The sequence below is a fragment of the Burkholderia sola genome, from assembly GCF_905400185.1.
GTDB lineage: Bacteria > Pseudomonadota > Gammaproteobacteria > Burkholderiales > Burkholderiaceae > Burkholderia > Burkholderia sola.
The window spans coordinates 2,938,709-2,961,792 of record NZ_FR989676.1 but is presented as its reverse complement, the minus strand read 5'-3'; the positions used below and the strand labels follow the sequence as shown (position 1 = coordinate 2,961,792).

Sequence of the window (23,084 nt, the reverse complement as noted above, 5' to 3'; positions counted from 1 at the left end):
CCCCGACCGATGCGTGACCTGATCGAAGAGCCGGGCGGCGGTGCCGCGAGCGAGGCGGAGGCGGTTCAGCCCGCCGCTGCCGTGCCGCGCGCGCTGCCGTCCGGTATCGAGCTGCACAACCGCGATTTCCTGACCCACGCCGCGCACTTGCCGGATGCGTCGATCGACCTGATCGTCGCCGATCCGCCGTACGGGCTCGGCAAGGACTACGGCAACGATTCGGACAAGCGTTCGGGCGACGATTTCCTCGCATGGACGCGCGCGTGGCTCGAGCTCGCGATTCCGAAGCTGAAGCCGAGCGGGTCGATGTATATCTTCTGCACGTGGCAGTACGCGCCGGAAATCTTCAGTTTCCTGAAGACGCAGCTCACGATGGTCAACGAGATCATCTGGGACCGGCGCGTGCCGAGCATGGGCGGCACGACGCGCCGTTTCACGTCGGTGCACGACAACATCGGCTTTTTCGCGGTTTCGAAGGCGTATTACTTCGATCTCGATCCGGTCCGCATCCCGTACGACGCCGATACGAAGAAGGCCCGCTCGCGCAAGCTGTTCGAAGGCAGCAAGTGGCTGGAGATGGGCTACAACCCGAAGGACGTCTGGTCGGTCTCGCGCCTGCATCGGCAGCACGCGGAGCGCGTCGATCATCCGACCCAGAAGCCGCTCGAAATCATCGAACGGATGGTGCTCGCGAGCTGCCCGCCGGGCGGCCGCGTGCTCGATCCGTTCATGGGGAGCGGCACGACCGCGGTGGCCTGCGCACGGCAGGGGCGCGACTTCGTCGGCTACGAGATCAACGAAAGCTATTGTGCGATCGCGCACGAGCGCGTGAGCGCGCTCGCCGCGCCGGCGTGCGCGTGAATCGCGCCGCCGCATCGCCGAATGCTGCTTTGCATGGGACCGGAGTAAGCGCTAAAGCGCTAACTCCGGATCGACATAGGAAAAATTGCCATGAATCGTATTCAGCAGACCTTCGCCGCGCTCGCCGAACAAGGCCGTAAGGGCCTGATCCCGTTCATCACGGCCGGCGACCCCGATCCCGCGAAAACCGTCGAATTCATGCATGCGCTCGCCGCAGGCGGCGCGGACGTGATCGAGCTCGGCGTGCCGTTCTCGGACCCGATGGCCGACGGCCCCGTGATCCAGCGCTCGTCGGAACGCGCGCTCGCGCGCGGCGTCACGTTGAAGAGCGTGCTCGCCGACGTGAAGCGTTTCCGCGAAACCGACGCCAAAACCCCCGTCGTGCTGATGGGCTATGCGAACCCGATCGAACGGATGGGCGTCGACGCGTTCGCGGCCGAAGCGCACGCGGCCGGCGTCGACGGCGTGCTGGTGGTCGACTATCCGCCGGAAGAGGCGGGCGTGTTCGCGGAAAAAATGCGGGCCGCGCAGATCGATCCGATCTTCCTGCTCGCGCCCACGTCGACCGATGAACGCATCGCCGACGTCGGCAAGATCGCGAGCGGCTACGTGTATTACGTGTCGCTGAAGGGCGTGACCGGCGCCGGAAATCTGGATGTTTCGAGCATTGCGGGTAAAATCCCGGCCATCAAGTCGCGCGTGCCGGTTCCGGTGGGCGTCGGCTTCGGTATCCGCGACGCCGAAACGGCGCGCGCGGTGGCCGAAGTGTCGGACGCCGTCGTGATCGGCAGCCGCCTCGTGCAGCTGCTCGAGAGCGCCGCGCCGGAAGGTGCCGCCGCCGCGCTGAAGTCGTTCATCGCCGAGTTGCGCGCCGCGCTGGACGGCGCCGGCAATACGGCGCGATAAACACAACACAGGAAGCGGGAACGGGCCGGTCGGCCCGCCCCGCCACGGAACAGGAAACCATACGATGAGCTGGCTCGACAAACTGTTGCCGCCGAAGATCAAGCAGACCGACCCGAAAAGCCGCAAGGGCATTCCGGAAGGCCTGTGGGTCAAGTGCCCGTCCTGCGAGGCCGTTCTCTATCGCAACGACGTGGACGCGAACCTTCACGTGTGCCCGAAGTGCGATCACCACATGCGCATCGGCGCGCGCGAGCGCCTCGACGGGCTGCTCGATCCGGAAGGCCGCTATGAAATCGGCCAGGAAATCGTGCCGGTCGACTCGCTGAAGTTCAAGGACAGCCGCAAGTACCCCGATCGTCTGAAGGAAGCGATGGACGAAACCGGCGAAACCGACGCGATGGTCGTGATGGGCGGCGCGATCCACACGCTGCCCGTCGTCGCGGCGTGCTTCGAGTTCTCGTTCATGGGCGGCTCGATGGGTTCGGTCGTCGGCGAGCGCTTCGCGCGCGGCGCGCAGAACGCGCTGGAGCAGCACGTGCCGTTCATCTGCTTCACGGCGTCGGGCGGCGCACGGATGCAGGAAAGCCTGCTGTCGCTGATGCAGATGGCCAAGACCACCGCGATGCTGACCAAGCTGGCCGAAGCGAAGCTGCCGTTCATCTCGGTGCTGACCGACCCGACGATGGGTGGCGTGTCGGCGAGCTTCGCGTTCCTCGGCGACGTCGTGATCGCCGAGCCGAAGGCGCTGATCGGCTTCGCCGGCCCGCGCGTGATCGAGCAGACGGTCCGCGAGAAGCTGCCGGAAGGCTTCCAGCGTGCCGAATTCCTGCTGAAGACGGGCGCGATCGACATGATCGTCGACCGTCGCAAGATGCGCGACGAGATCGCGCAGTTGCTCGCGCTGCTGCAGCGACAGCCGGCCGACGCGCTGGCCTGACCGGCGCAACGTGGTGAACTCTGCGCGTCGCCTGGCCTCAGCGTCAGGCGGCGCGCTTCGTTTTTTGGCGTAGTGGCGGTACCGATCCAGATTTGATCCGATGAGCACTTTTCCCACTCTTGACGCGTGGCTTTCGCATCTCGAACGCGCGCACCCGGTCGGCATCGACATGGGCCTGACCCGTATCGGGCAGGTCAAGGCGGCGCTGCAGCTCGAATTCGCGTGCCCGGTGATCACCGTCGGCGGCACGAACGGCAAGGGCTCGACCTGCGCGTTCCTCGAGACGATCCTCGTGCGCGCGGGCTACAAGGTCGGCTGCCACACGTCGCCGCACCTGCTCGAATTCAACGAGCGCGCGCGCGTGAACGGGCAGAACGTGACCGACGACGAACTGCTGCCGCACTTCGAGGCCGTCGAAGCCGCGCGCACGTCGCTGGCCGAGCCGGTCTCGCTCACGTATTTCGAATTCACGACGCTCGCGATCCTGCATCTGTTCGCGTCGCGCGGGCTCGACGCGGTGATCCTCGAAGTCGGCCTCGGCGGCCGGCTCGACGCGGTGAACATCATCGATACCGATTGCGCGATCGTCACGAGCATCGACATCGACCACACCGAATACCTCGGCGACACGCGCGAGAAGATCGCGTTCGAGAAGGCCGGGATCTTCCGCGCGGGCAAGCCGGCGATCTGCGGCGATCCGGCCGCGCCGCAGACGCTGATCGATCACGCCGAAGCGATCGGCGCCGATCTGTGGCTCGTCGGCCGCGATTTCCGCTACGAGGCGCAGGCAGGCGCCGAGCGTCAGCAATGGAGCTACCTCGGCCGCGACAAGCGCTATCCGGCGCTCGCGTATCCGGCGCTGCGCGGCGCGAATCAGCTGATCAATGCGTCGGCCGCGCTCGCGGCGCTCGAGGCGCTGCGCCCGGTGCTGCCGGTGTCCGCGCAGGACATCCGGCTCGGGCTGGCGAACGTCGAGCTGCCGGGGCGCTTCCAGGTGCTGCCCGGCAAGCCGGCGATCGTGCTCGACGTCGCGCACAACCCGCATGCGGCGGCCGTGCTCGAGCAGAACCTCGGCAACATGGGCTTCTTCCCGTACACGTACGCGGTGTTCGGCGCGATGCACGACAAGGACATCGACGGCGTGCTGCGGCACCTGAAGGGCGAGATCGACCACTGGTGCGTGACCGACCTGCCGCTGCCGCGCGCGGCTTCCGCGGAGCAACTCGAAGCGGCGCTGCGCAAGGCTGGCGTGGAGGAGGGGCCCGATTCGAGCGTGACGCGCTATGCGTCGCCCGCGGAAGCGTTTCGCGATGCACTAAAAAGAGCATCCGAGAATGATAGAATCGTGGTTTTCGGCAGTTTCCATACGGTTGCCGGCGTGCTGGCCTACCGTAAATCGCAGCAACACTGACTGACGGGCAGTTTCGGACTCAGCCATTCATGGGAATTTTCTCGTTCGGCAAGAAAGACGACGACGCGCCCCCGCGGCGCGGCGGTCGCACCGGGGCCTCCCGGAACGTGCGCACGGAGCGCACTGAACGCGTCGAGCGACGCTCGCGCCGCACCGAGCGTCCGGAATCGGATGCACTGCTCCTTGATCCGACCCTTCCAGAAAAGCAACGCGCGCGCCGGCGTCTCGTCGGCGCGATCGCGCTCGTCGTGGCTGCGGTGATCGTGCTGCCGATGGTGCTCGATTCGCACCCGAAGCCGGTGACCGACGACATCGCGATCGACATCCCGAACCGGCCCGCGCACCAGGCAGTCGTGCCGCGCGACGACGACGTGTCCGACGTGCAGGCAGGTGTCGCGCACGACGAACCGCCGGCCTCCGACACGGCCGTTGCGGCCGCACCGGCGCCCGCGCCGAAGGATGCGGCCAAGCCGGTCGCGAAACCCGAACCGACCGCCACCGCGAGCGTGACGCCGCCGAAGCCGGCCGCGCCGAAGCCTGCGCCCGCAACCGTCGCGAACGACGGCGCCGCGAGCCCGGACAGCGGCGACGCATCGTCGCCGGCGTCGCCGGCCGGTGCGCGCTTCGCGGTGCAGCTCGGGTCGTTCAAGGACGACGCGACGGCCCGTTCGTGGGCGACCAAGTTGAAATCGGCGGGGGTGCCCGCATATGTCGAGCATCGCAAGCAGGCAGACGGCAGCACGGCTACACTGTTGCGTGCCGGCCCGTTCGCGGATCGCGCGGCGGCCTCCGCCGCGATCGCGAAGGTGCGCGAAGCCGGTCTGACGCAGTAAGGCCACGATGCTGACGGCTTTCGACTACGCTGTATTGGCGGTGATCGTGTTGTCGGCGCTGCGCGGTGCGTGGCGCGGCTTTGTGTCCGAGATTTTTGGGCTGATCGGCTGGATCGCGGCGATCGTGATCGCGGGCCGCTACGTCGGGCTGGTCGTGCCATACATTCCGGCGAACTGGCCGGGCGGCGCGCTGACGCAGTGGGTGATCGCCTTCGCGTTGCTCGTGATCGGCGTCGTGCTGGTCGCCGGCGTGGCGAACGCGCTGCTGTCTCGGATCGCGCAGGCGAGTGGCCTGGGCGGTGTCGACCGCTCGCTGGGCATGATGTTCGGGCTCGTCCGCGGCTGTGTGCTGGTGGTGCTGCTGGTCGCGGCGGCCGGGCTGACCGAACTGCCCAAACAGGATTTCTGGCGCAATGCGCTCTTGCGTCCTTTTGCCGAACAGGGCGTGCACGAGCTGAAGCAGCTCCTGCCCGACGGCATGGCCCAGTACGTACGCGTGTGACGACGCGGCCGGGCAGGACGGAACCGATTTTGTCATCTTGAAGGACATGCCATGTGCGGCATCGTAGGTGTTATCTCCCAATCCCCGGTCAATCAGCTGATCTATGACAGCCTGCTGCTGCTGCAGCATCGCGGTCAGGACGCGGCGGGCATCGCGACGGCGGACGGCAGCAATTTCCACATGTACAAGGCGAACGGCATGGTGCGCGACGTGTTCCGCACGCGCAACATGCGCAGCCTGCCCGGCACCTACGGCATCGGCCAGGTGCGCTATCCGACGGCCGGCTCGGCATCGAGCGAGGCCGAGGCGCAGCCGTTCTACGTGAACGCGCCGTTCGGGATCATCCTCGCGCACAACGGCAACCTGACGAACTGGATGCAACTGAAGGACGAGATGTTCCGGATCGACCGCCGGCACATCAACACCAATTCCGACAGCGAAGTGCTGCTCAACGTGTTCGCGCACGAGCTGCAACTGTCGACCACGGGCCTCGAGCTCGATCCGGCGTCGGTGTTCAAGGCGGTCTCGGGCGTGCATCGCCGCCTCGAGGGCTCGTACGCGATCGTGTCGCTGATCGCCGGCTACGGCCTGCTCGCGTTCCGCGACCCGTTCGGCATCCGGCCGCTTTGCATCGGCAAGCTCGAAACCGAACACGGCACCGAATGGATGGTCGCGTCGGAGTCGGTAGCGGTCGAAGGCATCGGTTTCGAATTCGTGCGTGACCTGGAGCCGGGCGAAGCGGTTTTCATCGACAAGGCCGGCAACTTCCACAGCCAGCAGTGCGCGGAGAACCCGACGCTGAATCCGTGCATGTTCGAATACGTGTATCTGGCCCGTCCGGATTCGTGTCTCGACGGCGTGCCGGTCTACAACGTGCGCCTGCGCATGGGCGACTATCTCGCCGAGAAGATCAAGCGCGAACTGCCGAACGTGCCGATCGACGTCGTGATGCCGATTCCCGATTCGTCGCGCCCGGCGGCGATGCAGGTCGCCGCGAAGCTCGGCGTCGAGTATCGCGAGGGCTTCTTCAAGAACCGCTACGTCGGCCGCACCTTCATCATGCCGGGGCAGGCCGTGCGCAAGAAGTCGGTGCGCCAGAAGCTCAACGCGATGAGCATCGAGTTCAAGGACAAGCATGTGCTGATCGTCGACGATTCGATCGTGCGCGGCACGACCTCGCACGAAATCGTGCAGATGGCGCGCGATGCGGGCGCGAAGTCGGTGATCTTCGCGTCGGCGGCGCCGCCCGTGAAGTTCCCGAACGTGTACGGCATCGACATGCCGACGCGCGGCGAGCTCGTCGCGCACGGCCGCACCGACGAGGAAGTCGCGAAGATCATCGGCGCCGATCATTTGATCTATCAGGACGTCGACGATCTGCGCCGCGCGGTGCGCGACATCAACCCGAAGCTCGAGAACTTCGAGGCGTCGTGCTTCGACGGCAACTACATCACCGGCGCCGTGACGCCCGAGTACCTCGATGCGATCGAGCGCGCGCGCCTCACGCCGGCGTCGCAGGCCGATCGCGACACGGCCGGCGACACCGAGCGTTCGCAGATGAACCTGCAACTGTCGGTCGAGTAACGCCGGCGCACGCTTTTGTCGAGGCGTGATAGGATGTGGCCTTGCGTCGATTTGATATCAGCTTGCGGACGCGGGGCAACTTCCCAAAACAGCTAAAGCGAAGGCCGGCGGCAGCCGGCCCGAGTCGATCGCTGTCGTACCGCACCGAAGCCCGCTGATGCCGACGCATAGCGGGCTTTTTGTTTTTGGCCTCGGCTTTGACCGGGTCCGCGCCTCGTGCACGACCGTCGGCGCGGCCATCGAATACGGAAAACGGAACATGGACGACTCCCTCAACTTCGACACGCTTGCGGTGCGCGCGGGCACGCTGCGCAGCGACTTCAACGAGCATTCGGAAGCGCTGTTCCTCACGTCGAGCTTCTGCTTCTCCAGCGCGGCCGACGCGGCCGAGCGCTTCGCGAATTCGGAAGACTACTTCACCTATTCGCGCTTCACGAACCCGACCGTCACCATGTTCCAGGAGCGTCTCGCGGCGCTCGAGGGCGGCGAGGCCTGCATCGCGACGGCGTCGGGGATGGCCGCGATCATGTCGGTCGTGATGGCCGCGCTGCAGGCGGGCGACCATCTCGTCAGCTCGCGCAGCCTGTTCGGCTCGACGCTCGGGATGTTCTCGCAGATCTTCAGCAAGTTCGGGATCACGACGACCTTCGTCGACCCGACCGACCTGAACGCATGGCACGAAGCCGTGCGGCCGGAAACGAAGATGTTCTTCCTCGAGACGCCGTCGAACCCGCTGACCGAACTCGCGGACATCGAGGCGATCGGCAAGATCGCGAAGGCCGCGAACGCGCTGTTCGTCGTCGACAACTGTTTCTGCAGCCCGGTGCTGCAGCAGCCGCTGAAGCTCGGCGCGGACGTCGTGATGCACTCGGCGACGAAATTCCTCGACGGGCAAGGCCGCGTGCTTGGCGGCGCGCTGGTCGGCTCGAAGGAATTCATCATGGGCAAGGTGTTCCCGTTCGTGCGCAGCGCGGGCCCGACGCTGTCGGCGTTCAACGCGTGGGTGCTGCTGAAAGGGATGGAGACGCTGTCGCTGCGCGTCGAGAAGCAATCGGCGAACGCGCTGGAGATCGCGCGCTGGCTCGATTCGCATCCGGCGGTCGCGCGCGTGTTCTATCCGGGCCTCGAATCGCATCCGCAGCATGAGCTCGCGAAGCGTCAGCAGAAGGCGGGCGGCGCGATCGTGTCGTTCGAACTGAAGGGCGACACGCCCGAGCAGCAGCGCGCGAACGCATGGCGCGTGATCGACGGCACGAAGCTGGTGTCGATCACCGGCAACCTCGGCGACACGCGCACGACGATCACGCATCCGGCCACCACGACGCACGGCCGCATCACGCCGGAAGCGCGTGCGGCAGCGGGGATCACCGAAGGGCTGATCCGCCTGGCGGTCGGCCTCGAGCATGCGGGCGACGTTCGCAACGATCTGGCGCGCGGCCTCGACGGCTGAGGCTGAGCGATACAGCCCGTTTGTGCTCGGCATCAATGAAACGGGCCGCTCGAGAGAGCGGCCCGTTGTCGTTGCGGCGCATGCCGTCGCGCGCGTGTCGTGCCGCCGTTCAGCCGGCGGCGTGCGCGGACGGTGCGGCACGCATCGCGTCCACCATCCAGCGCAGCGTTTCGTCGAGCGGCGTGACCGGCAATTCGCCCACCGCGCGCCGCAGCTTGTCGCGCGACCCGCTCAGGCTTTTCACTTCGTTGTGCCGCACGAAGCGCGGATCGATCGTCACGTCGATCACGTAGCCGGCGATCCGCGACAGCATCGCCAGCACTTCCTTCAGCGAATACGCGCGTTCCGAGCACACGTTGAACGTCTCGCCGGCCGGCGCGGCTTCTACCAGCTTCAGATAGGCGGCCGTCACGTCGCGCACGTCGGAGAAATCGCGGCTCACGTCGAGGTTGCCGAGCGAGATCCGCGGCGCGTTGCTCGCATAGTGCGCGACGAGCTTCGGCAGCAGATACGCATCGCTCTGGCCGACACCCGTGTAGTTGAACGGCCGCGCGATCACGATCGGCAGCCGGTCGGCCCAGAGCTTCGCCGCATATTCCATCGCGAGCTTGCTGATCGCGTAGTCGTTCGCCGGGGCAGGCGCGACGGTTTCGTCGAGCACGCCGGGCGTCGAGTTGCCGTAGATGTTCGCGCTGCTGGCCAGCAGCACGGCCGACGGACGGCGGTCGAGGCCGGCGAGCGCCGCCAGCAGGTTGCGCGTGCCGACGATGTTGACCGCGTAGGTCGGCGACGGCTCGTCGTCGGCGACATGGGCACGCGCGGCGAGATGCACGACCGCGTCGGGTCGCGCGTCGGCCGCGGCCGCGCGCATCGCATCCGCGTCGAGCAGGTCGACGGGCAGCAGCGTGCACTGTGCGAACGCCGGATCGGCGGGGCGCGGCGTACCGGGCGCGACCGTGCCCCAGACGTCATAGCCGGCCGCCTGCAGGCGTTCGGCCATGTAGCGACCGGTGAAGCCCGTCAGGCCCGTGACGAACGCACGGCGCGACGGACGCCCGGTTTCAGAACGTGTCATGGTGTTGGTTCCGCGTCAAATCCGCTTCGACCATCATCTGACATAGTTGTTCGAGCGTCGTCTTGGGCGCCCAGCCCAGTTTGCTTTTCGCCTTGTCCGCGCAGCCGATCAGCAGGTCGACTTCGGCAGGGCGGTAGAACTTCGGGTTCACTTCGACGAGCACGTTGCCGGTCGATGCGTCGAGGCCGCGTTCCTGCTCGCCCTTGCCGGTCCATTCGAGCTGGTAGCCGGCCGCCGCGAACGCCATCCGCACGAAGTCGCGCACGGTTTCGGTGCGGTTGGTCGCCAGCACGTAGGTGTCGGGTTCGTCGGCCTGCAGCATCCGCCACATGCCTTCGACGTATTCGAGTGCGAAGCCCCAGTCGCGCTTCGCGTCGAGATTGCCGAGCTCGAGCTTGGTCGCCTTGCCCAGCTTGATCTTCGCGATCGTGTCGGTGATCTTGCGCGTAACGAATTCGCGGCCGCGCAGCGGCGATTCGTGGTTGAACAGGATGCCGCTGCTGCCGAACAGGCCATACGATTCGCGGTAGTTCACGGTCATCCAGTGCGCGTACAGCTTCGCGACGCCGTACGGGCTGCGCGGATAGAACGCGGTGGTTTCCGTTTGCGGGATCGCCTGCACCTTGCCGAACATCTCTGACGTCGACGCCTGGTAGAAGCGCGTCTTCGGGCTCACGACGCGAATCGCCTCGAGCAGGTTCAGCGGGCCGATGCCGGTCACTTCGGCGGTCGTCGCCGGCTGGTCGAACGACACGCCGACGAAGCTTTGCGCGGCCAGGTTGTACAGCTCGTCCGGCTGCGTGCGTTCGAGCAGGCGCAGGCTGGAGCCCGCGTCGGTCAGATCGTGTTCGACGAGCGTCAGGTTCGGGTGCGTGTCGACACCCAGCTCGGCGATGCGCCAGAAATTCACCGAGCTGGTGCGGCGGTAGGTGCCGGTGACCTCGTAGCCCTTGTCGAGCAGCAGTTTGGTCAGGTACGCACCGTCTTGCCCCGAAATCCCGGTGATGATGGCCTTTTTACGCGTTTGGCTCATGGCGTTGTCCTGGTAGAAGCAATGGATGATGAAAGTCAGGCGGTCGTGCCGGCGGCGGCCGGCACCGCGCGGCGCGCAGGCCCGCGCGTCAGGCGCCGTTCGAAGCCGTACCAGCTCAGGGTCGCGTACGCGAGCGTGATCGCCAGCGCGAGCGCGGCCGTGACGAAGCGGTTCAGGTGCAGCGGCCACAGCGCGTACAGCACGCTCAGGTGGATCAGGTAGACGGTGTAGCTGACGGTGCCGACGTAGACGAGCATCGGGTTCGTCAGCACGCGCTGCACGAGGCCGCGGCCGCGCAGTGCGATCACGACGATCGACGTGCACAGCAGCAGCGAGATGCTGTAGAGCGCCGCGTTCGACAGCGGCGTGTTCGCGGCGCGAAAGCGCGGGAACGACAGGTGCAGCCAGCCGAGGATCGCGAGCGACACGAGCGCGCCGACGATCGCGAGCGGATAGAACGGCTCCAGCGCGCGCCGGTCGCGGCGCAGCACGATCGCGAGCAACGCGCCTGCCGCGAGCAGGTCCATCCGGAACGGCGTCAGGTAGTAGATCGGCCAGAACGAATCGAACCACGGCGTCGCGATCGCGCGCAGCACCGGCGCCGCGACGATCAGCGCGGCGGCGACCCACAGCAGCGCGCGCTCCGAGCACCACAGCACGACGAACGGCCAGAAGATGTAGAACTGCTCCTCGACCGCGAGCGACCACAGCACGTTCAGGCTGTCATGGCCGATGCTGCCGAGCGACAGCCCGATATTGGTCGAGAAGAACGCGAACCACGGCCAGTGCGGCAGCCAGCTCGCGCCGAACAGCAGCGTCGACACCACCAGCAGCAGCACGTACGGCGGCAGGATGCGGCGTACGCGGCGCGCGTAGAAGTGGCTGAAGTACGACTGCCCGCGCGCCTTGCGATCGAGCAGGATGCCGGTGATCAGCAGGCCGCTCAGCACGAAGAACAGGTCGACGCCCATCCACAGCGGCGCCTTCAGCGCGTGTTGCAGGAAGACGGCGCCCACCGCGATCGCGCGCAGCCCGTCGAGCTGCACGATGCGGCCGTGTTGCGGCGGGGCGAGGTCGGCGGGGCGCGACAGGGCCGTCATCGCGCGGCTCCTTCACGACCCGCATCCGATGCGTGTACGTATTGCATGCCTTTAAATGGAATATGGAATCGCAATCGATTCTAGGGAAAAGAAATCGGTAAAAAAACGCGCGCCATTTATCTGACGACAACCAGGCCAATGCCGATGATTACGATCGCGCGATGAAAGGTTGGCTCGCGGACGGGCGCGCCGGGCGGCGCGGAGCGGAATTTTCTACGTGGTGACGCGGAAAGAGCGGTCGTTATTGCCGTTTTCCGTGGTCATTTACTCGCTGTTCCGGTTCGATATTTCAGGCAGAAACATCCCCAAATATTTCCAAATTTCTTGTGATTATTTTTGCTTGTAACCTGCATCGCGACGTTTGAAACCCATTTAGCGACAGCGCGCCGCCGCGGGCGATCCGAGGCGGCGCCGGTCGCTGTTGCATCGAGTCTGGAGAAGCGCATTGCGACGTCTGATTCTGGTTGGCATGACGGTATGCGCGGCACTGCTGACGAGCGCCGTGCCGGCCGAAACGGTGTTGCCCGCGACGACGTCGTGGATCGGCAACACGTTCGGCTATGGCGACGGCACGTGGACGCAGATCGATATTCGCGCGATCGCGGTGACGCCGGAGGGCAAGGTGTATACGAATGCGCCGTGGGACGAGAGCGGCGCCGAGGCGAGCGTCTACCAGGACGGGAAGATGCTCGGCTTCGCGGGCGGCACGCACGGCTGGGGCAACCTCGGCGGCAGCGCGATCGCGGTGAACAGCAAGTACGCGTATGTCGCGATCGGCGTCGGCAACGAGCGCGGCCATCTGCAGTCGCCCGGCATCTGGCCGGACAAGGGCAAGCAATGGTTCGGCATCTCGCGGCGCACGATCGGCGACATGAAGCAGCCCGCGCCGTTTCGCGCGGCGCCGCAGGTCGCGCCGGGCGGGCGCGCCGATACCGGCCGCGCGCGGATGGCCGCGAGCTTCATGATGATGAACGAGGTGTCGGCGCCCGCGCGCTCGGAAGTCGGTGAGGCGAAGGCGGAAGTGGGCGGCCTCGCGGCTGACGACAAGACGCTGTTCGCGACCAATCCGTCGCGCGACGTGGTGGATGTCTACGACGCGGAAACGATGCAGCAGAAGGGCACGTGGAGCGCGCACGAGCCGGGCCGCATCGCGTTGGCGGGCGACGGCACGCTGTGGCTGCTGACCGATACGCTCGGCGGCCCCGCGCATCTCGTGCACGTGCGGGCCGACGGCCGCAAGCTCGACGACGCGCCGGCGCTGCCGGAAGGCACCGACGCGGTGGACGTGGCGGTCGACGCGAAAGGGCGCGTGCTCGTCGCGGACAACGGGCCGCGCCAGCAGATCCTGATCTTCTCGAAAGGCGGCAAGGGCTATGCGCCGTCGGGCACGCTCGGCGAGCGCGGCGGCATCTTCGCGGGCCCGGTGCCGGGCCGGCCCGGGCCGCAGCGCTTCAACGGGCTGACGGGCGTCGGCGTCGACCGCGCGGGCAACATCTATGTGTCGATGAACGGGATCGGGCCGCGCCACGACACGATCGGCGCGGGGCTCGGCGCGGTGCTGGAAAGCTACACGCCGGACGGCAAGCTGCGCTGGCAGGTGCAGGGGCTGCTGTTCGTCGACGGCGCGTGGCTGGACCCCGCGCGGCCGAACAGCGTGTACACGGGCAACAAGCGCTTCGAGCTCGACCTGTCGAAGCCGCCGGGCCAGGACTGGAAATACGTCGGCTTCCTGTCGAACCGCTTCAAGTATCCGGACGACCCGGTGTTCCACACCGACCAGTATCCGGGCATGCCGATCGCGCGGCGCGTCGACGGCCGCACGTTCCTGTACCTGACCGACATGTACGCCGATCACCTGAAGATCTACCGCTTCGACGCGAAGCGCGACGGCGAGGTCGCGATTCCGTCGGGCCTGATCGCGGGGCGCGCGCGGCCGGTCGACAAGGTGCCGAACAAGCCGCCGGGCGGCGACTGGCTATGGCGCGACGCGAACGGCAACGGCCGGATCGATGCCGACGAGTCCGAGATCAACACGACGGGCAAGGCAAAGGCGGGCGGCTGGGGCTGGTGGGTCGACACGAAGGGCGACATCTGGCGCACGAGCGACGTGCGAGGGATTCATCGCTTCGGCTATGGCGGCGTCGACAAGGCCGGCAACCCGATCTATTCGTACGACAAGGTCGCGACCTACCCGATGCCGCAGCCGTTCACGCAGCTGCGCCGCGCGATCTACGAACCGCAGACGGACACGCTGTACGTGACGGGCTACACGGCCGACGCGCCGCCGCAGCCCGGCATCAACAAGGAAGTCGGCCGCGTGCTGGTGCGTTTCGACAAATGGTCGAGCGGCTCGCCGGTGGTGCGCTATCAGGTCGCGCTGCCGTGGCAGCTCGACGCGAAGCCGATCCTCGACCTGATCGGGATCACGGTCGAGGGCCGCTACCTGTTCACCGTGGAGCCGGTCGGCAAGATCCACGTGTACGACAAGGAAACCGGCAAGGAAGTCGGCGTGATGAGCCCGGGCGCCGAGGTCGGCAAGGCGTCGGGCTGGGTCGACGTGCCGTTCGGCATCAGCGCGTTCCGGCGCGAGAACGGCGAGTACCTGGTGTTCGTCGAGGAAGACGCGCGCGGCAAGGTGCTCATGTACCGCTGGAAACCGTAACAGGCCCCTGGGCTAAAGCATGGACAAAGGCATACTCAAGAACGTTTCGATCAACTTCATCGGGCTGATCCTGCCGACCTTCGTGTCGCTGGTGACGGTGCCCGCGTACATCCACGCGCTCGGCGTCGAACGCTACGGCGTCGTCAGCCTCGTGTGGACGCTGATCGGCTATTTCGGGATACTCGATCTCGGGATGAGCATGGCCGCGCAGAACCACATCTCGAAGGCGCTCGCGAGCGGCAACGCCGACGAAAGCGCGCGCGTGTTCTGGAGCGCGTTCTGGCTGAATCTCGGCACCGGTATCGTCGGCGGCCTGCTGATCTATTTCGGCGCGTTCGTCTACACCGCGTATTTCACGAAGGTGTCGGCCGCGATGCAGCACGAGGTGTATCTGGCGCTGCCGTGGCTCGCGCTCGCGATTCCGCTCGCGAACGTGTCGTGGGTGTTCGCCGGCGCGATCAACGGCGCCGAACGGTTCGGCGTGTTCAACACGAACCAGACGATCGGCACGTTCCTGTTCCAGTTGCTGCCGCTCGGCGCCGCGTGGTGGATCGCGCCGAACCTGCAGACGGTGCTCGCCGCGGCGGTCGTCGCGCGGCTGATCGCGGCGGTGATGCTCGGTCAGGCCAGCATCAAGGTGCTCGGGATTCGCCGCATCGATCCGCCGCAGTGGGGCACCGCGAAGGGGCTGTTCAACTTCGGCGGCTGGATGCTGATCGCGAGCACGACGAGCATGATCGCCGACACGCTCGACCGCGTGATGCTCGGCGCCGGCATGGGCGCGAAGTTCGTCACCTACTACACGGTGCCGCAGAACCTCGTCACGCGGCTGAACATGCTGCCGAACGCGCTGGTGCGCACGCTGTTCCCGCGCCTGTCGGCGGTCGGCCGCGATCATGCGGATACGCTCGCGCGCCAGTCGCTCGAATTCCTGAACGGCGTGTTCACGCCGGTCGGCATCGTCGCGATCTTCGCGCTCGCGCCGTTCCTCACGCTGTGGGTCGGCGCCGATCTCGCCGCGCATTCGGCGCCGGTCGGCCGCGTGCTGGTGATCAGCGTGTGGCTCGTCGGCCAGGCGAGCGTCACGCGCATCCTGATCCAGTCGCAGGTCAATCCGGCCCGCGCGGCATTCGCCGGGCTCGTCGAGATGCCGTTCTTCGTCGGCGGCCTGTGGTTCGGCATTCATCACTTCGGGCTGATCGGCGCGGCGGTGGTCGTCGCGGCGCGCGCGCTCGTCGACTACGGCGTGCTGTTGTACCTGTCGGCGATCCGGATGCGCGCGATCGTACTCGACATGCTTGCCCATCTCGCCTTCCTGCTGGCGAGCCTGTTTCTCGCGCAGGCATGGCCGGGGCTGGTCCAGTCGATCGGCATGTGCGCGGTCGTGCTGGTGCTGAACGTCGCGTGGTCGCTCACGATGACGCCGGGGCTGCGTGCACTCGTGCGCGACCTGTTTGTCCGTCTCAATGCGAGGAGAACTGCATGAATCGCGATCTGGCGGAACACGCCGTCCTGAATCTCGCCACGGCCGATGCCGCCGTGGTCCATGCCGGCGACGCCGCCGCGCCGCACCCGGCCGAACGGGCCGGCGCGCGGCAGCCGACGCGTGCGCTGCGCGTGGCGATCGTCCACGACTGGCTCGTCACCTATGCGGGCGCCGAGCGCGTGCTCGAACAGATCGTCGCGTGCTTTCCCGACGCGGACCTGTTCAGCCTCGTCGATTTCCTCGACGATCGCGCGTTCGTGCGCGGCAAGCCGGTGACGACGTCGTTCATCCAGAAGCTGCCGTTCGCCCGCACCAAGTACCGCAGCTACCTGCCGCTGATGCCGCTCGCGATCGAACAGCTCGACGTGTCCGAGTACGACCTCGTGATCTCGAGCAGCCACGCGGTCGCGAAGGGCGTGCTGACCGGGCCGGACCAGGTGCACATCAGCTACGTGCATTCGCCGATCCGCTATGCGTGGGACCTGCAGCACCAGTATCTGGAACAGTCGAACCTCACGCACGGGCCGAAATCGCTGCTCGCGCGGATGATTCTCCATTACATCCGCAACTGGGATACGCGCACCGCGAACGCGGTGGACGGCTTCGTCGCGAACTCCGCGTTCATCGCGCGGCGCATCAAGAAGGTCTACCACCGCGACGCGGCGGTGATCTTTCCGCCGGTCGACGTCGACGCGTTCTCGCTGAACGCGGTGAAGGAGGATTTCTACCTGACCGCGTCGCGGATGGTGCCGTACAAGAAGATCGACCTGATCGTCGAAGCCTTCTCGAAGACGCCCGAGCGCAAGCTCGTCGTGATCGGCGACGGCCCCGAGATGCAGAAGATCCGCGCGAAGGCGGGCCCAAACGTCGAGATCATGGGCTATCAGCCGTTCGCGGTGCTGCACGACCGGATGCGGCGCGCGAAGGCGTTCGTGTTCGCGGCCGAGGAGGATTTCGGGATCTCGGTCGTCGAGGCGCAGGCGTGCGGCACGCCGGTCATCGCGTACGGCAAGGGCGGCGCGCTCGAGACCGTGCTCGACCCGCAGTCGAACCTGAACCCGACCGGCCTTTTCTTCGACGAACAGACGCCGCACGCGATCGTCGCGGCCGTCGACGATTTCGAGCGCGCGCCGCAGCGCTTCACGCCTGACGCGTGCCGCGCGAACGCGGAGCGGTTTTCCGCCGACACGTTCCGGCGGCGCTTCCTCGACTACGTGGAGCAAGCGCTGCCCGGCTCGACCGCGCAGCGCGGCACGGCGGCTCCGCTGCCGGTCGCCCGCGGCCCGGCGACGCTCGTGCTCGACCAGAGCGGCGTGCTCGGCGGCGCCGAGCTGTCGCTGCTCGAGATCATGAAGCACATGCGCGCGAACGCCGACGTGCTGCTGTTCGACGACGGCCCGTTCCGCGCGGCGCTCGACGAGATCGGCGCGCGCGTCGACGTGGTCGAGCAGGGCGCGCTCGCGGGCGTGCGCAAGCAGGGCGGCGTGTCGTTCGGCGCGGTGAAGCAGCTCGTGCGGCTGGTGCGCGACGTCGCCCGCCGCGCGCGCCGCGCCGAGGTGATCTACGCGAACACGCAGCGCGCGATGGTGGTCGCCGCGCTCGCCGGGCGGCTCGCGCGCAAGCCGGTGGTCTGGCATTTGCGCGACATCGTCAGCACCGACCATTTCGGCGGCAAGCAGTTGCAGGCGATCAAGTACTGCGCGCGGTTCGGCATCACGCGCGTGATCGCGAACTCCGATGCATCCGCGCAGGCGTTCCGCGCGCTGACCGGCTTCACGCCGCAGCACGTCGACGTCGTGTTCAACGGGATTTCGGCCGAACCGTTCGACGCGCTGGAAGGCGTGAGCCAGGCCGCGCTGCGCGCGCGCCTCGGGTTGCCCGCCGACGCGTGGCTGGTCGGCTCGTTCAGCCGTCTCGCGCGCTGGAAGGGGCAGCACGTGCTGCTGGAGGCCGCCGCGCGGCATCCGGACATGCACGTCGTGCTGGTCGGCGCGCCGCTGTTCGGCGAGGACGACTATGCGGCGCAACTGCACGAATACGTCGCGCAGCATGCGATGGACGAGCGCGTGCATTTCCTCGGGTTCCAGCGCGACGTGGCCGCGTGCATGACGGCCGTCGACGTCGTCGCGCACACGTCGATCACGCCGGAGCCGTTCGGGCGCGTGATCGTCGAGGGGATGCTCGCGCGCCGGCCGGTCGTCGCGGCGCGCGCGGGCGGTGTCGTCGAGATCATCGAGGACGGCGACAACGGGCTGCTCTGCGAGCCGGGCAACGCGGCCGCGCTGGCCGATGCGCTGGCGACGCTCAAGTGCGACCGCGCGCTGCGCGAGCGGCTCGTCGCGAGCGGGCGGGCGACCGCGGTGCGCCGGTTCGGGACCGAAACCTACGTGGAGCGGGTCGAGAAGATCCTCGCGGATACGGCGAAGGCTGCCAAGGCGGCGAGCGCGAAGAAGTAGCAGCCGGCGCGAGCCGGCGGGAAAGGGCGGAAAATGGCGGAAAATGGCGGAAAATGGCGGAAAACGGGCCCCCATGCGGCGTTGCGCTGTGCGGGGGCTTCGTTTTTCAGCGGGCGGGGCGTGTGGCTGCGACGGGTGAGCTGGTTTGCGCCCCGGGTCCGAGTCGGGCGCGAGCGTAGCCGAGCGTCGTCTGGAACAGGATTGGGCCGTCGGGAACGTGAAGCGAGCAGTCGACACCGTCGCGCTCGTGCTTCGGCAACCGCGCACAAGGGGCCCGCGGGGGCCGTAGCGCGGTCGAAGGGCGGCAGGCCACTCATTCCTTGTCGACCCGGCCTGCAACCGCGTGCCGGCCATGAAAAAGCCCTCGCGCAGCGACACGCCGCGCGAGGGCTCCGGACCGGACGGCCGATCGAGCCGGCCGGCTCGCGTCAGGCGGCCTGTTCGGGCGTCGACGCGACGACGCGGGCGGTGCGGGTCGGCTTGAAACTGGCCGACCACGTCATCGCCGGGCGTTCGAACATCCGGTAGAACAGGTACGCGACCGGAATCGCGACGGCCATGAACGCGAACGACGGCCAGATCGACAGCTGCAATTCGGAGTGGAACAGCACCGAGCCGAGGCAGACGAACAGCGGCAGGTGGATCAGGTACAGCGAGTAGCTGAAGTCGCCGAACCAGCTCAGTACGCGCAGCGGCGGCGTCGTGCGCGGCGGCCGGGCGAGCGCGCGGTACAGGAAGCATGCGAAGCCGGCCGACCACAGCTGGAACGCGCCGTACTGGCCGAAATGGAATGCGCCGCAGCCGGCGGCCAGCAGCACGGCGGCCGCGACGTACCACGCGCGCGACGGCACGACGGCCGTGCCGCGCGACTGCTGCGCGCGCACGTCGGCGATCCATGCGCCGATCGTCCAGGACAGCCAGTACGACGTGAAGAACTGCAGGTCGTGCCGTTCGAGCAGCCACGCCGACGCGACGTTGACGAGCGCCACCGCGGCGACGACGGCCGGCATGCCGATGCGCCGGCGCAGCGCGAACAGCAGCGGGTAGATCGCGTAGAACTGCACTTCGAGCGACAGCGTCCACAGCGCGCCGTTCGACCCGTACGTGTAGCCGGCGACGCCTTGCAGCGAGAACAGGTTCACGAGGAACGCGACGAGGCCGACGTCGCGGATCTTGTGGCTGACGGGCTCGATCTGCAGGCTGACCGCATCGAGCGCGAGCGTGAACAGCAGCGCGGCGAGCAGCACCGGGTAGATGCGCGCGAAGCGGCGCACCCAGAAGTTCGGCGCGTCGAGCCGGTACGCGGGATTGGCCGCGAGCTTGAGCGCCGCGTTGCGGTGGATGCAGTAGCCGCTGATCACGAAGAAGATCGGGACGCCGGCCGAGCCCCACGCGAACGGGAAGGTCAGGTAGCCGGCGATCGCGCCCGGGCTGAGTGCATGACCGTAAGCCTGATGGAAGCTCTGCATGCCGACCCAGACGACCTGGCGGCAGTGGAAATAGGCGACGAGCAGCGCCGCGAAGCCGCGCATCGCGTCGATCACGTGTTCCTTGTGGTCGGCGACGGGCGGCGCGGCCAGAGACGATCCGCTGAAAGCTTGCATGCGATTCGATTCCTTGCGACGGATGGACGGGAAGTTCATCCAATCGTAATGCGCAAGAATTCGGTCAATGAATAAAAAAATCTCGTCCGGAAATATCGGTATTCCGCATCATGGGTTTATCGCTGCCTGAAAGCGGTTCCGCGACGGGCACGAATTATTTGCCGATTTTTTTCTGATAGTTTGAAGCTCCAGTTGATTGATGCAAGGAGCGGCAAGATGGACATGCATTGGATCGCAAGCGCTGCAGTACTGCTGGTCATGGCCGTGCTGTCGGCGTACCGCGAGGCGCTGAAGAACGAACCGATCCGCCCGGGCCTCGAGCGGGGCGGCGTGCCCTATATCGAGGAATTCGAATCGTAAGAATTTGTATCCGGAAAATCGGTAATTTGTTTCTGCTCCGGCAATCGGTTCGGCAATATCGACCGGGTTGAAGCGATTATATTTTTTCCGGAATAATCGGGCAATCAGTTCATATCGAAAATGAGCGGAGCGGAATTGGCAGTACCGTCGATTCTCGATATGCCGTTCGGAACACAATCGCGCCGGGTCGCAGGTCGACGCGGCGCAGTCAACGCTATCAGGATGCGAACATGTTGAAAGTCACCAGGGCCGTGTTTCCCGTTGCCGGTCTCGGCACGCGGTTCCTCCCGGCAACGAAGGCGAGCCCGAAGGAAATGTTGCCCGTCGTCGACAAGCCGCTGATCCAGTACGCGGTCGAGGAAGCGATCAACGCCGGTATCACCGAGATGATCTTCGTCACCGGGCGCAGCAAGCGCGCGATCGAGGATCATTTCGACAAGTCGTACGAGATCGAGGCCGAGCTCGAGGCGCGCGGCAAGGAAAAGCTGCTGGAGCTCGTGCGCGGCATCAAGCCGAGTCACGTCAACTGCTTCTACGTGCGCCAGCCGGAAGCGCTCGGCCTCGGCCATGCGGTGCTGTGCGCGGAGAAGCTCGTGCACGGCGAGCCGTTCGCGGTGATCCTCGCCGACGACCTGCTGCACGGCGAACAGCCGGTGCTCAAGCAGCTCGTCGACGTGTTCGACCACTATCACAGCTCGGTGATCGGCGTGGAGACGATCCCGCGCGAAGACAGCCGCTCGTATGGCGTCGTCGAAGGTCGGGAGTGGGAAGAGGACATCATCAAGCTGTCGGGCATCATCGAGAAGCCGGCGCCCGAGGATGCGCCGTCGAACCTCGGCGTGGTCGGCCGCTACGTGTTCATGCCGACGATCTTCGATCATCTGCGCAAGCTCAAGCCGGGCGCGGGCGGCGAACTGCAGCTCACCGACGCCGTCCAGTCGCTGCTCGCGAACGAACAGGTGCTCGCGTATCGCTACTACGGCACGCGTTTCGACTGCGGCAGCAAGATCGGTTATCTGAAGGCAACCGTCGAGCTCGCGCTCCAGCATCCGGAAGTGAGCCGCGAATTCGAGGCGTACCTGCGTACCTGCTTGCCCGCGCTGGCTGCCGTCGCTTAAGCGGCCGCGCGCTCCGTCGTTTCAGGTGGTGGTTGTTCCGTTGGCCCCGGCCGCTCGCGCGCCGGGGCTTTTTTGTTTTTGGCGGGCGCACGAGCGTGGTGCGTGACGTCTGGATGCCGCACCTCGGACGGGCGGAGGTTGGTGGCCCGCGACGCGAGGAGTAGGCCGATGAGGTGGGACGTCGCGCGTGAAACCGGTGCCGACGCATTCGTCGCGTGACCGGATCGGTGGATGGGTTGCGCGGGTTGCACGACGCGCGCTGGGGTGTCGCGCGATGACGCGGCATCGGCTGCCAAGCAGCTGGCCGCCGGCCGCCGGGCGTCACCGGTATCGACGCATTCCGATCCGTTGCCGCCGCCCACCGCTCAGCGCGGCGACGTGCTCGGTTGCGCGGCGAAGTGTCGGGCCAGCATCGCGGCGATCGGCTTCTTGAAGTCGAGCAGCCGTTTTTCGAGATAACGCCAGGACAGGTGCGCAAGCAGCACGGCGAGCGCGAATTGCAGCATTTCCGGCAGCGCGTCGCGGACGATTTCCGGCATCGGCACGTGCGCGAACGACGCGGGCAGCGCGCCGAAGCGCGCCGGAATCAGGTTGTGGAACAGGTAGAAGCCGTAGCTGATCGTGCCGAGATACGCGAGCGGCGCCCAGTCGAGCAGCGCGACGACGGGATGCTCGGGCGCGCTGACGATCCACAGCATCAGCGCGCCGAGCGACACCGACAGGCCGAGATCCGCGAGCCCCGCGACCGCATCGGGCAATGCCGTGCAGGCGGGCAGTACGAGGAAGAAGACGACGCCGGCCGCGCCGAGCCAGCCGGGCGGCACGCGGCGCGCGGCGGCCGCGCCGCGATCGGCGAGCGCCATCGCGCCGACGCCGCCGAGCGCGATCAACGCGAAATTCCACGGGGAAAACGCGTAGATCAGCACCGGCGACGCGTCGGACAGGTAGAGCGCGAGATGCGCGAGCGCGCACAGCGCGACGGCCGCGATGCCGAGCGCGACGTGTCGCGCGGCGGGCACCGCGAGCAGCGCGAGCGGGGCGATCAGATAGAACTGCTGTTCAACGGCGAGGCTCCAGAAGTGCGACGTGGAGCCCGGCCAGCCGTCCTTGACGACGCCGATCCAGTAATTCGACAGGAACACGGCGTGCCATGCGAGCCCGAGGTTGACGCCGCGCTGGTAGAACAGCGCGTGCGCGATCGCGAGCGCGGCGAGCAGCAGGTAGTAGACGGGAAAGATCCGCAGCGCGCGCTTCGCGAGGAACAGCGCGAGCGCGTGGCGACGCGTCATGGCGCCGCGCTCGACCGCCTGGCGGTTGCGATGCAGCTCGCCGACGATCAGGAATCCGCTGATGAGGAAAAACGTCCACACGCCAAGCTTGCCGACGTCGACGGCAAGGACATGGCCCTTGTGGGACAGGAAAACGAGGATGACGGCGAGGGCTCGCAGGCCGTCGAGTCCTTTGACGTATCTGACTTCGCGCATGGAGGCATCCGGGCATTGAGCACGCCCAGTATAGGTGCGCAAATATCGAACGTAATTCGCGTTCGGGCCCATACGTGAAGGTGTTTTTTCACGCTCGGGCGTCGATGAAGTCGGTCGCGCGCAACAAAACCTGCGGGAAACCCCGCGAAAACGCATAAAAGTACTGCACGAAGCGTCAAGGCGCTTGTAGAATCCGGCGTTGAAGCGCGCGCGTTGCACGCT

General features: G+C 66.8%; 18 protein-coding genes. 13 read left to right on the top strand and 5 right to left on the bottom strand.

All coding sequences use genetic code 11. The features are described from left to right. The first annotated feature begins 9 nt into the window (after nucleotides 1-9). The 8 genes from KR541_RS29640 (at nucleotide 10) to KR541_RS29605 (ending at nucleotide 8,484) form a co-directional block, all read left to right on the top strand. Nucleotides 10-861 carry a DNA-methyltransferase gene (locus tag KR541_RS29640; protein ID WP_050011272.1) on the top strand — a complete coding sequence of 284 codons (852 nt, stop codon included), beginning with the start codon at nucleotides 10-12 and terminating at the stop codon, nucleotides 859-861. Nucleotides 862-951: 90 nt separating this feature from the next. Then, nucleotides 952-1,767 (top strand): tryptophan synthase subunit alpha, encoded by an 816-nt coding sequence (trpA, locus tag KR541_RS29635; RefSeq protein WP_050011271.1) that lies wholly within the window; start codon nucleotides 952-954, stop codon nucleotides 1,765-1,767. 64 nt (nucleotides 1,768-1,831) lie between these two features. Further along, complete coding sequence (gene accD, locus KR541_RS29630; protein ID WP_009691548.1) at nucleotides 1,832-2,704, top strand: acetyl-CoA carboxylase, carboxyltransferase subunit beta; 873 nt, start codon at nucleotides 1,832-1,834, stop codon at nucleotides 2,702-2,704. Nucleotides 2,705-2,804: 100 nt separating this feature from the next. Continuing rightward, nucleotides 2,805-4,115, top strand: a complete 1,311-nt coding sequence (gene folC, locus KR541_RS29625; RefSeq protein ID WP_089489167.1) for a bifunctional tetrahydrofolate synthase/dihydrofolate synthase — start codon at nucleotides 2,805-2,807, stop codon at nucleotides 4,113-4,115. Between the two features lie 29 nt (nucleotides 4,116-4,144). Then, the gene (locus tag KR541_RS29620) at nucleotides 4,145-4,948 is read left to right on the top strand and encodes an SPOR domain-containing protein (protein WP_216089983.1); all 804 of its coding nucleotides are present in this window, start codon (nucleotides 4,145-4,147) and stop codon (nucleotides 4,946-4,948) included. A gap of 7 nt (nucleotides 4,949-4,955) precedes the next feature. Continuing rightward, a complete protein-coding gene (locus tag KR541_RS29615) occupies nucleotides 4,956-5,450 on the top strand; it encodes a CvpA family protein (protein ID WP_027782633.1) in 495 nt (164 codons plus the stop codon). Nucleotides 5,451-5,501: 51 nt separating this feature from the next. Beyond that, nucleotides 5,502-7,034, top strand: a complete 1,533-nt coding sequence (purF, locus tag KR541_RS29610) for an amidophosphoribosyltransferase (RefSeq protein ID WP_050011268.1) — start codon at nucleotides 5,502-5,504, stop codon at nucleotides 7,032-7,034. A 259-nt stretch (nucleotides 7,035-7,293) separates the two neighbouring features. Further along, the gene (locus KR541_RS29605; RefSeq protein WP_050011267.1) at nucleotides 7,294-8,484 is read left to right on the top strand and encodes an O-succinylhomoserine sulfhydrylase; all 1,191 of its coding nucleotides are present in this window, start codon (nucleotides 7,294-7,296) and stop codon (nucleotides 8,482-8,484) included. 109 nt (nucleotides 8,485-8,593) lie between these two features. Here KR541_RS29605 and KR541_RS29600 read toward each other — a convergent pair whose 3' ends face one another. From KR541_RS29600 to KR541_RS29590, 3 genes are read right to left on the bottom strand one after another with little or no spacing between them, the layout of a single operon-like run. Then, entirely contained in the window at nucleotides 8,594-9,559 is a 966-nt protein-coding gene (locus KR541_RS29600; RefSeq protein ID WP_089489170.1) for an NAD-dependent epimerase/dehydratase family protein, read from the bottom strand. Continuing rightward, nucleotides 9,546-10,592, bottom strand: a complete 1,047-nt coding sequence (gmd, locus tag KR541_RS29595) for a GDP-mannose 4,6-dehydratase (protein WP_050011265.1) — start codon at nucleotides 10,590-10,592, stop codon at nucleotides 9,546-9,548. The genes KR541_RS29600 and gmd overlap by 14 nt, the downstream gene beginning before the upstream one ends. 35 nt (nucleotides 10,593-10,627) lie before the next feature. Further along, nucleotides 10,628-11,692, bottom strand: coding sequence for an acyltransferase family protein (locus tag KR541_RS29590; RefSeq protein WP_050011264.1), 1,065 nt, complete (start codon nucleotides 11,690-11,692; stop codon nucleotides 10,628-10,630). A gap of 469 nt (nucleotides 11,693-12,161) precedes the next feature. On the opposite strand from KR541_RS29590, the gene KR541_RS29585 reads away from it, so the two are divergent. Genes KR541_RS29585 through KR541_RS29575 form a run of 3 tightly spaced genes read left to right on the top strand, consistent with a single transcriptional unit; the run spans nucleotide 12,162 to nucleotide 18,296 of the window. After that, on the top strand, nucleotides 12,162-14,354 hold the full coding sequence (locus KR541_RS29585; RefSeq protein ID WP_425542639.1) for an NHL repeat-containing protein: 2,193 nt from the start codon (nucleotides 12,162-12,164) through the stop codon (nucleotides 14,352-14,354). A gap of 19 nt (nucleotides 14,355-14,373) precedes the next feature. Further along, entirely contained in the window at nucleotides 14,374-15,840 is a 1,467-nt protein-coding gene (locus KR541_RS29580) for a flippase (protein ID WP_050011262.1), read from the top strand. Continuing rightward, nucleotides 15,837-18,296 (top strand): glycosyltransferase family 4 protein, encoded by a 2,460-nt coding sequence (locus KR541_RS29575; RefSeq protein WP_216089982.1) that lies wholly within the window; start codon nucleotides 15,837-15,839, stop codon nucleotides 18,294-18,296. The genes KR541_RS29580 and KR541_RS29575 overlap by 4 nt, the downstream gene beginning before the upstream one ends. A 428-nt stretch (nucleotides 18,297-18,724) precedes the next feature. Here the strand turns inward: KR541_RS29575 and KR541_RS29570 are convergent, their stop codons facing one another. After that, on the bottom strand, nucleotides 18,725-19,900 hold the full coding sequence (locus KR541_RS29570) for an acyltransferase family protein (RefSeq protein WP_124554022.1): 1,176 nt from the start codon (nucleotides 19,898-19,900) through the stop codon (nucleotides 18,725-18,727). A gap of 216 nt (nucleotides 19,901-20,116) precedes the next feature. On the opposite strand from KR541_RS29570, the gene KR541_RS29565 reads away from it, so the two are divergent. Together KR541_RS29565 and galU are read left to right on the top strand one after the other, a co-directional pair. Then, the gene (locus KR541_RS29565) at nucleotides 20,117-20,260 is read left to right on the top strand and encodes a hypothetical protein (protein ID WP_006479318.1); all 144 of its coding nucleotides are present in this window, start codon (nucleotides 20,117-20,119) and stop codon (nucleotides 20,258-20,260) included. Nucleotides 20,261-20,490: 230 nt separating this feature from the next. Then, entirely contained in the window at nucleotides 20,491-21,378 is an 888-nt protein-coding gene (gene galU, locus KR541_RS29560; RefSeq protein ID WP_027782643.1) for a UTP--glucose-1-phosphate uridylyltransferase GalU, read from the top strand. 365 nt (nucleotides 21,379-21,743) lie between these two features. Here the strand turns inward: galU and KR541_RS29555 are convergent, their stop codons facing one another. Further along, nucleotides 21,744-22,862 (bottom strand): acyltransferase family protein, encoded by a 1,119-nt coding sequence (locus KR541_RS29555; protein WP_050011260.1) that lies wholly within the window; start codon nucleotides 22,860-22,862, stop codon nucleotides 21,744-21,746. Nucleotides 22,863-23,084 lie beyond the last annotated feature (222 nt).

Coding starts and splice junctions, on each gene's coding strand:
- KR541_RS29590 (WP_050011264.1), bottom strand. CDS start 11,692: ATGACGGCCCTGTCGCGCCCCGCCGACCTCGCCCCGCCGCAACACGGC.
- purF (WP_050011268.1), top strand. CDS start 5,502: ATGTGCGGCATCGTAGGTGTTATCTCCCAATCCCCGGTCAATCAGCTG.
- KR541_RS29605 (WP_050011267.1), top strand. CDS start 7,294: ATGGACGACTCCCTCAACTTCGACACGCTTGCGGTGCGCGCGGGCACG.
- KR541_RS29640 (WP_050011272.1), top strand. CDS start 10: ATGCGTGACCTGATCGAAGAGCCGGGCGGCGGTGCCGCGAGCGAGGCG.
- accD (WP_009691548.1), top strand. CDS start 1,832: ATGAGCTGGCTCGACAAACTGTTGCCGCCGAAGATCAAGCAGACCGAC.
- KR541_RS29585 (WP_425542639.1), top strand. CDS start 12,162: ATGACGGTATGCGCGGCACTGCTGACGAGCGCCGTGCCGGCCGAAACG.
- gmd (WP_050011265.1), bottom strand. CDS start 10,592: ATGAGCCAAACGCGTAAAAAGGCCATCATCACCGGGATTTCGGGGCAA.
- KR541_RS29600 (WP_089489170.1), bottom strand. CDS start 9,559: ATGACACGTTCTGAAACCGGGCGTCCGTCGCGCCGTGCGTTCGTCACG.
- KR541_RS29615 (WP_027782633.1), top strand. CDS start 4,956: ATGCTGACGGCTTTCGACTACGCTGTATTGGCGGTGATCGTGTTGTCG.
- trpA (WP_050011271.1), top strand. CDS start 952: ATGAATCGTATTCAGCAGACCTTCGCCGCGCTCGCCGAACAAGGCCGT.
- KR541_RS29555 (WP_050011260.1), bottom strand. CDS start 22,862: ATGCGCGAAGTCAGATACGTCAAAGGACTCGACGGCCTGCGAGCCCTC.
- galU (WP_027782643.1), top strand. CDS start 20,491: ATGTTGAAAGTCACCAGGGCCGTGTTTCCCGTTGCCGGTCTCGGCACG.
- KR541_RS29580 (WP_050011262.1), top strand. CDS start 14,374: ATGGACAAAGGCATACTCAAGAACGTTTCGATCAACTTCATCGGGCTG.
- KR541_RS29575 (WP_216089982.1), top strand. CDS start 15,837: ATGAATCGCGATCTGGCGGAACACGCCGTCCTGAATCTCGCCACGGCC.
- folC (WP_089489167.1), top strand. CDS start 2,805: ATGAGCACTTTTCCCACTCTTGACGCGTGGCTTTCGCATCTCGAACGC.
- KR541_RS29565 (WP_006479318.1), top strand. CDS start 20,117: ATGGACATGCATTGGATCGCAAGCGCTGCAGTACTGCTGGTCATGGCC.
- KR541_RS29620 (WP_216089983.1), top strand. CDS start 4,145: ATGGGAATTTTCTCGTTCGGCAAGAAAGACGACGACGCGCCCCCGCGG.
- KR541_RS29570 (WP_124554022.1), bottom strand. CDS start 19,900: ATGCAAGCTTTCAGCGGATCGTCTCTGGCCGCGCCGCCCGTCGCCGAC.